The 7,952-nt window shown below is 60.0% G+C and carries 6 protein-coding genes; 4 read left to right on the top strand and 2 right to left on the bottom strand.

Annotation, left to right across the window (positions count from 1 at the left end; translation table 11 throughout):
• Positions 1 to 241, top strand: a 241-nt coding sequence (locus Uis1B_RS10010; protein WP_207763418.1) for a class II aldolase/adducin family protein, incomplete at its 5' end; no start/stop codon positions are given.
• Positions 242 to 487: 246 nt separating this feature from the next.
• Positions 488 to 820 carry a hypothetical protein gene (locus tag Uis1B_RS10005; RefSeq protein WP_101617944.1) on the top strand — a complete coding sequence of 111 codons (333 nt, stop codon included), beginning with the start codon at positions 488 to 490 and terminating at the stop codon, positions 818 to 820.
• A 101-nt stretch (positions 821 to 921) separates the two neighbouring features.
• Here the strand turns inward: Uis1B_RS10005 and Uis1B_RS10000 are convergent, their stop codons facing one another.
• Together Uis1B_RS10000 and Uis1B_RS09995 are read right to left on the bottom strand one after the other, a co-directional pair.
• On the bottom strand, positions 922 to 1,503 hold the full coding sequence (locus tag Uis1B_RS10000; protein WP_165782847.1) for a hypothetical protein: 582 nt from the start codon (positions 1,501 to 1,503) through the stop codon (positions 922 to 924).
• Positions 1,504 to 1,586: 83 nt separating this feature from the next.
• The gene (locus Uis1B_RS09995) at positions 1,587 to 2,477 is read right to left on the bottom strand and encodes a hypothetical protein (protein WP_101617940.1); all 891 of its coding nucleotides are present in this window, start codon (positions 2,475 to 2,477) and stop codon (positions 1,587 to 1,589) included.
• Positions 2,478 to 3,381: 904 nt separating this feature from the next.
• On the opposite strand from Uis1B_RS09995, the gene putP reads away from it, so the two are divergent.
• Entirely contained in the window at positions 3,382 to 5,055 is a 1,674-nt protein-coding gene (gene putP, locus Uis1B_RS09985; RefSeq protein WP_101617935.1) for a sodium/proline symporter PutP, read from the top strand.
• Between the two features lie 92 nt (positions 5,056 to 5,147).
• Positions 5,148 to 7,766, top strand: coding sequence for a UvrD-helicase domain-containing protein (locus tag Uis1B_RS09980; RefSeq protein ID WP_101617955.1), 2,619 nt, complete (start codon positions 5,148 to 5,150; stop codon positions 7,764 to 7,766).
• Positions 7,767 to 7,952: the final 186 nt, after the last annotated feature.

Below are 7,952 nucleotides of genomic sequence, written 5' to 3'. Positions count from 1 at the left end.
CGGCGAGGGCGTGGTGGAGACGCTGAAGAAGTACCCGAAGTCGCCGGCGGTGCTCATGCAGAACCATGGTCCGTTCACGATCGGCAAGGATGCCGAGGGCGCGGTGAAGGCTGCGGCGATGACCGAGGAGGTGGCGCACACGATGTGGGCGGCCCGTCAGCTGGGTGAGATCATCGAGATCGACCAGGCGGACATCGACAAGCTGAACGACCGCTACACCAACGTCTACGGCCAGCACTGACTTGGCGGAGTGTCCGCGGCGTTGCGGGAGGCTCGACGTACCTTGGTACGCCTTCGTCTCCCGCGCCTTGCGGACACACGCGCCAAGATGGTGATGGGGCGTCGTCGGTGTTTTCGGGCTTCCCCTTGAGGGGAAGCTGGCAGCCGCAGGCTGACTGATGAGGTGGACGCAGACGAAACCTTCCAACAAACCCGTATTCGAACATCTGTTCCGTGAATATTCGGCGTTGCGCCGTACACTGAACCCATGCTTCCCATCAATGAACAGATCCGCGCCTACGACGAGCTGATGGACGATGTCACCGGATACATCGTCGGCTATTGGGAGGACGCCGCGGCAGGACGGCCATACCATGCGATCCATCATCCGGGGCATACCGCACGGGACATGGCATCCGACTACATGACCGAACGATACCGGGACTGGCTGGAAGGCATGCAGGAGGAGGATCCCGCGAAATTCGCGCGCTACGCCGCACTGGGGGAGGGCGATGATCCGGTCGGGGCCGCCATGGACGCATGCGATCGCATGTTCGACCGGATCTGGCCTCGCACAACGGGCGATGATCCGAACCGATAAGCCAATTCGTCTCGATCCGTCGCTGGACACCTGACGAGCGGTCTCGATGATCACCTGTTACCTTTGATGCAGGGGCGGATTCCTACGTTAGCCTGACTTATTTATTGCGGTAGTGGAATATTTGCCCACCATTCATCTTTATAGTGAAGGGCGATTGCCGCCAAGGAAAGTCCGAATGCTAGCAATAGCAAGAGAATCACCGCCGCATACATATTGCTGGCGAAAGGTAGGGCGATCAGGGAGAGAATGGTCTTACGCATCGTCCTGTATGGAAGAGAGAGAAATCGATGTATCGCATATCGTAGGCATGTGATGTGCAAACCTGATCCGGCCGGTCGTGGAATGTCCGGCTCAATCAACTCCTGCAATAGTGACTGCAGAGCCCACATCTCTACCGCACGAGCCAGCAGAATGATGAATGTGTCCGAGTCAATGACCGCGATACGCGTGAGGATCCATTGCAACATGATCGACAGTATTTGATGCCATGGATTGCTGGTCATGAATAGCAGCGCGTTATTCCATGTGGCGAAAAACCGTCCTAAAACATTGTCGGGATCAGATAGCCAAATAACCGTATGCATGATTACCGAGACGTTCTCGGGCAAGCTGTGGATGAATCCTATTGCCGAATGAATCAGCGCCACTGCATATGCCGTTACCGTAATGACTAATAGCAGCAAGACTGTCACCATAAGAATTCGTGTCTGACGATATAAGTGACATCGATAGTCAATCTGCTGGTATTTGTCATACATAAGAATCCCTACTTGTCGTGATGAACGTTTCCATTGCGGTGAACTTCCGCATTACGGTCGATCGGCGAACCATCGATCATGGCATGAAGGTCGATTCCGCTGGCCCGACAGCCGTTCTCCAATTCCAATGACTGCGATGCCGGCAGTTCCCGCATGAGTCTTTGCGTGATTCTTGTCGTCTCCTTGCCGGCCTCCTCCGGTGTGATGACCGCATGATCGAGATCATGCCGCACTTGAGCCAATCGTTCCCGCATGGATGCCATGAATATCCTGAGACGTCGCGCCTCCTCTTGCCTGGCCGCGAACTCGTCGCTGGTCATGGTCACCGACTCATCGGGCACGATCTCGCCTTCTATGTTCTCTCCATTGATATCCGTAGCATCGGTTGAAGTTTTCACCATGGCCGTCGCTTTGCCGGCATGCGAGTCCGTTTCGGCTCCACGGGTAGCCCAAGCGTTGCTGATGTACGACTTTGCCTTGTCTGCAAGCCCGATCAGTCGTGCTCCCGCATGACGAACGGTCTGACGCAGAGAGGCCTGCACCCGTGGGTCATTCAGTATCTGCGTAATGATCTCACCGATCATTACGCCAACCGCCTCGGCCATGGGATGCGACTCGTCCCGAGCATTCCTTTGTCGATCCCGCTCATCGGCATACGTATGACATTCTTCTCCGACAGATGGCCGAACCGGTGGAACACCCGCATCCGCCGGTTCCTCTTCTTCGGCTTTTCCGAACAAGATGTCAGGCTGTCTGATTAAGCGACCATTCTCGTCCCGAATCCCCTTATCGGAATGATACCGGCCGTTGGCGGCATCCTCATACGCCTGCCGGTTACGCCATCGCAACCGCTCGGTCGTCTCGAAAGGCTGATCATCATCGATGTGTTCGATCCCCATAAAAACAGTGTACTCATTACCGGGAAACCATCATCGTATGCGGCATACTACGCAGTGCATGATGGATGCTCTTGCGTCAGTCCGTGCTACAGGTTCAGGCGTTCGTCAACGAAATAAGGTTCACAGGCATGCTTGGCGCGCTGATCTATGAGCTTACACAGAAACGACTGGATTGACGAACAGGGGAGCGGCTGGTCACGAGACCCATACGACGATGATTACCACACCGGCATCCTCATGAACCTATCCGAGAACCTCCGGTTCGATGACATGTTCCCTCATCATCCGCTATCAGTGATCCGAACACTGGTCACGATGGTCGTCGGATACAATTAACGAAGGGAGCGGATTCCTACCTGGGTTAACTCACTGGTGTCTGGGCCGCTCCTTTCCATGTCATCCGTTTGTCACGAAGTCGTGATTTCGGAGTCCGATTTCACCTCATCAGTCGGCTACGCCGACAGCTTCCCCTCAAGGGGAAGCCCTCTGCCGGGTCCGGGGCCAGCGAGGACGTGAGCTGAAATCGACGGCTTCCCCTCAAGGGGAGGCGGGGAAGCCCTATGAACGCCCTCGATGCATATTGGAGCGAAGCCTCCGCCGAACCTCGAAACCACGCCAAACCCCAAAACTGTACTGCGGTACGGAACGGGGTTTGGACTTTACCATGTGAGATCACACTCATCTCGAATTGGGCCACATCGCCGTGACCGTTATAGTGAGGTCTCGCCGCCGTGAAAAGCCGTCCCCGGAAAAGGCATTGGGGAGGCGCGCTGAAACCCGAGCCGAAAAGACGGTACCGGAAAAGCCGAGGAAAGATCCGAACGGATCGACGGCGGAGCGCATGCAACCGGCACGCAGCCAGCACGAAAACATACGAAAAAAACATAGTGGGGGGAAGACGTACATGCATACCAGCGATATCTGGGTGTTCCTGGCCATGGTCCTGTATTTCGCGGCCATGCTGTCGGTGGGATTCTTCTATTCGAAACGATCCAACTCATCGGCATCCCAGTACTTCGCAGGCGGCCGCGGCGTCGGCCCCTGGCTCACCGCACTCAGCGCCGAAGCCTCCGACATGTCCGGCTGGCTGCTCATGGGCCTGCCCGGCCTCGCCTACTTCACCGGCATCGCCGACGCCGGATGGACCGCCCTCGGCCTCGCCCTCGGCACCTACCTCAACTGGAAAATCGTCGCCAAACGCCTGCGCCGCTACTCCGTGGCCGCCGGCAACGCCATCACCCTTCCCGACTACTTCTCCAAACGCTTCGGCGACACCCGCAACATCCTCTCCACCATCGCGGCGCTCATCATCATCGTGTTCTTCGCCGTCTACGTAGGCAGCTGCTTCGTCACCGTCGGCAAACTGTTCGACACCCTCTTCGGCCTCGACTACCACCTGATGATGATTCTCGGCGCCATCGTCGTCTTCGCCTACACGGTCATCGGCGGATACCTCTCCGTCGTCGTCACCGACTTCATCCAGGGCATGCTCATGTTCTTCGCGCTCGCCGTCGTATGCGTCGGCACGGTGGTCAACGCCGGCGGCATCGAGCATGTGGCCGCGTTCCTCGCCGACATCCCCGGCTACCTCAGCGCCAACCACACCGCATCCCCAATCCTCGACCCCGCCACCGGAGCCCAGATGACGGCCAACGGCGCCCCTCTGTTCGGCAACCCTGCCGACTTCGACATCATCACCATCATCTCCCTGCTGGCATGGGGACTGGGCTACTTCGGCATGCCGCAGGTGCTGGTGCGGTTCCTCTCCATCCGCGACGCCGAGGAAATCCGCCAGTCGCGCATCATCGCCACCGTATGGGTCGTCGTCTCGCTCGGCTGCGCCATCGCCATCGGCATGTTCGGCCGTGCCATGCTGCCCACGCAGTTCGGCACCCAGGTGGCTGCGGAAAGCGTGTTCATCGTACTCAGCCAGATCCTGCTGCCCAGCTTCGTGTGCGGCGTGGTGGTCTCCGGCATCTTCGCCGCATCGATGAGCTCCTCGTCCAGCTACATGATCATCGCAGGGTCCGCCGTGGCCGAAAACATCTATCGAGGCATCTTCAAACGCAACGCCACCGACCGACAGGTCATGTGGGTGGCTCGCATCACCATCCTCACGGTCTTCCTGTTCGGCTGCATCATTGCCGCCGATCAGAACTCCTCGATCTTCCAGATCGTCTCATACGCTTGGGCCGGTCTGGGCGCGTCATTCGGCCCGCTGATGCTGTTCAGTCTGTACTGGCGCCGCGCGAACCGTCAGGGAGCCGTGGCGGGCATGGCGGCCGGCGCGATCACCGTATTCGCATGGAACCTGTTCGTCAAGCCGCTCGGCGGCGTCTTCGGCATCTACGAACTGCTGCCGGCCTTCATCGTCTCCGCGCTCGCCATCGTCATCGTCTCCATGCTCACCGAGGCGCCGGGCAGGGAGATCACCGACGTCTTCGACCACTATATGGATGAGGACACGAATGTGGGCGAGTTGCTCGAAGAGCACGCGGTTCGTTCTGACGCATCGGTCCGGTCCGACGCCCCGGTTCGATCCGGTGCGCAGGCCGCCGACGGCGATCAGTCGATTTGACCCGCCCGGATGGTAGATTCATGTACTCGGTTTATCGCCGGAACGGCAAGGACATGAATCGAACATCTACGGGACGGGGAGCGTGAATGATGATGAACGATGAGCCGGATGTGATCAGGCGCAGTGCCGACGAGCTGCTCGCCGGACTGAACGAACAGCAGACCGAGGCGGTGAAGTACTACGGCCCGGCCCTGCTGATCGCGGCCGGCGCCGGTTCCGGAAAGACCCGTGTGCTCACGCGCCGCATCGCCTACATCATGGGTGTGGGCGGCGTATGGCCCAGTCAGATTCTGGCCATCACGTTCACCAACAAGGCCGCCGCGGAGATGAAGCAGCGTCTGGAGACGCTGATCGGTCCGGTGGCCCAGCGCATGTGGGTCTCCACGTTCCACTCCGCCTGCGTGCGCATCCTGCGCCGCGACGGCGGCAAGATCGGCCTCAAGTCCGGTTTTTCGATCTATGACACCGCCGACCAGCAGCGTCTCGTGAAGATCATCTGCACCGAGATGAACATCGACGTCAAACGGTATACGCCCCGTTCGATCCTCGCCCGAATCTCCGACTACAAGAACAATCTGCAGGACTGGCGAACCCAGCTCAAGGAGTACGCCCCTCAGTTCAAGCCCGGGCAGCGCAACCCGCAGGTGGGCGGCTTCGGCAATGTGGAGGAGCTGTACGCCTGCGTGTACGCCGAATACCAGTACCGGCTCGCCACGGCCAACGCGGTGGACTTCGACGATCTGATCATGCGCACCGTGGAATTGCTGCACGACCATCCCGATGTGGCGGCCTACTACCATCACCGGTTCCGCTACATTCTGGTCGACGAGTATCAGGACACCAACCACGCCCAGTACGTGCTGGTGCGCGAGCTCGCCGGCGTGGATGACAAACTCGCTCCGGAGCCGGGCGCCGTGGGCGCGGGCAGGAACGGTCCGGCGTGGATCACCGTGGTGGGTGATTCCGATCAGTCGATCTACGCGTTCCGTGGCGCGGACATCCGCAACATCCAGGAGTTCGAGAAGGATTTCCCCAACGCCAGAACCATCATGCTGGAGCAGAACTACCGTTCCACGCAGACCATTCTCGACGCGGCCAACAAGGTGATCTCGCTCAATCCGGGCCGCAAGCCGAAGAAGCTGTGGACGGCGCTCGGCCAGGGCGACAAGATCGTCGGCTATGCGGCCGACAACGCGCAGCAGGAGGCCTCGTGGATCGCCACGGAGATCGCTCGTCTTGCGGGGGAGGAGGGATTCTCCTACGCGGACATCGCGGTCATGTACCGTGCCAACGCTCAGTCGAGGTCGCTGGAGGAGGCGATGATCAACGCCGGCATACCGTACCAGCTTGTGGGCGGCACCCGCTTCTACGAGCGCCGTGAGGTCAAGGACGCGATGGCCTACCTGCAGGCGCTGGCCAATCCGGACGACGATGTGAACCTTCGGCGTATTCTCAACGTGCCCAAGCGTGGGCTGGGCGCCCGTGCGGAGGCCGTGCTCACCGACTACGCGAGTGCGCATCAGACCAGCGCGTGGGAGGCTCTGACCCATTTGGACTCCATCGAGGGCGTGCCGACGCGCACGGCCAGACTGCTGGGCGAGTTCCGTGATCTGATGAAGGGCCTGCGCGAGTTCGTGGCGAACAACGATGCCAAGCCTTCGGAAATCGTGGCCGAGGTGCTCGACAAGTCCGGTCTGCTCGCCGAGCTGCAGCAGTCCACCGATCCGCAGGATCAGACCCGCGTCGAGAACCTCTCCCAGCTGCAGTCCACCGCGGCCGAGTTCGAGCAGAACACGCCGGACGCCACGCTCAACGGGTTCCTGGAGACCACGGCTCTGGTTGCGGACAGCGATCAGCTGCCCGACGAGGGGGAGGACACCGGCAAGGTCACGCTGATGACCCTGCACACCGCCAAGGGTCTCGAATACCCGGTCGTGTTCCTCACCGGCATGGAGCAGGGCACCTTCCCGCATTCCCGTTCGATCGACAACGAGAGCGAACTGGAGGAGGAGCGCAGGCTCGCCTATGTGGGCATCACGCGCGCCCGGCAGATCCTGTACGTCACGCGTGCCGCGGTCCGTTCGCAGTGGGGGCAGGCGGCGGAGATGATGCCCAGCCAGTTCCTGGACGACATTCCGGCCGATCTGATCGACTGGAAGCGCAAGGAGACCAGCTCCGAGAAGATGCGGGGCGGTTGGGGCGACTTCGATGACGATGACGAGTTCTCCGGATTCGAGGATTTCGGCGGCTCGTCGTCGTACGGATCGGGATCGTCGTACGGCTCCGGTTCCTCGTACGGTTCGGGATCGAGATGGGGGAGCGGTTCGTCGTATGGTTCCGGATCGTCCTACGGATCGAAGTCATATGGTTCGAAGTCGTATGGTTCCTCCTCGTCGGGGTCCGGTCGCAACGGCAAGGTGACCACCAAGCGGATGAAGAAGCAGCTGCTGGATTCCATCGCCTCGGCGAAGAAGAAGGCGTCGGGAAGCGGCTCGTCCGGTTCCGGATCGGCCGCATCGACGTCGGGAACCGGCAACGGGCTGAACATCGCCGATTTCCATGAGGGCGATCGGATCAGCCATGATCAGTATGGTCTGGGCAGGATCGTCGGGGTGCAGGACAAGGGCCGCAATTCGGTGATCACCGTGGACTTCGGCTCCGAAGGGGTCAAACGTCTGCTGCTGCGAGTGGCACCCATCGAGAAACTCTGACGGATTTCGGCGGATATTCGTCGAACGCGCCGGGATACCGGGAAAAGTCAGATGATGGTGTATCATGTTGATTTTGGTGTCTGCCGTCAGGCATTCGCCGATCTGGAGCCTTAGCCCATCAATGGGTCGGCGGAACCTTTGGTTCCGTTCGCGACAGGATCGCGGTTAAGCATTGGAAGAGGCCGG

Source organism: Bifidobacterium margollesii, from assembly GCF_002860355.1.
Taxonomy (GTDB): domain Bacteria; phylum Actinomycetota; class Actinomycetes; order Actinomycetales; family Bifidobacteriaceae; genus Galliscardovia; species Galliscardovia margollesii.
Note: the sequence above shows the minus strand (reverse complement) of the source record. Positions and strands in the feature narration are given on the sequence as shown.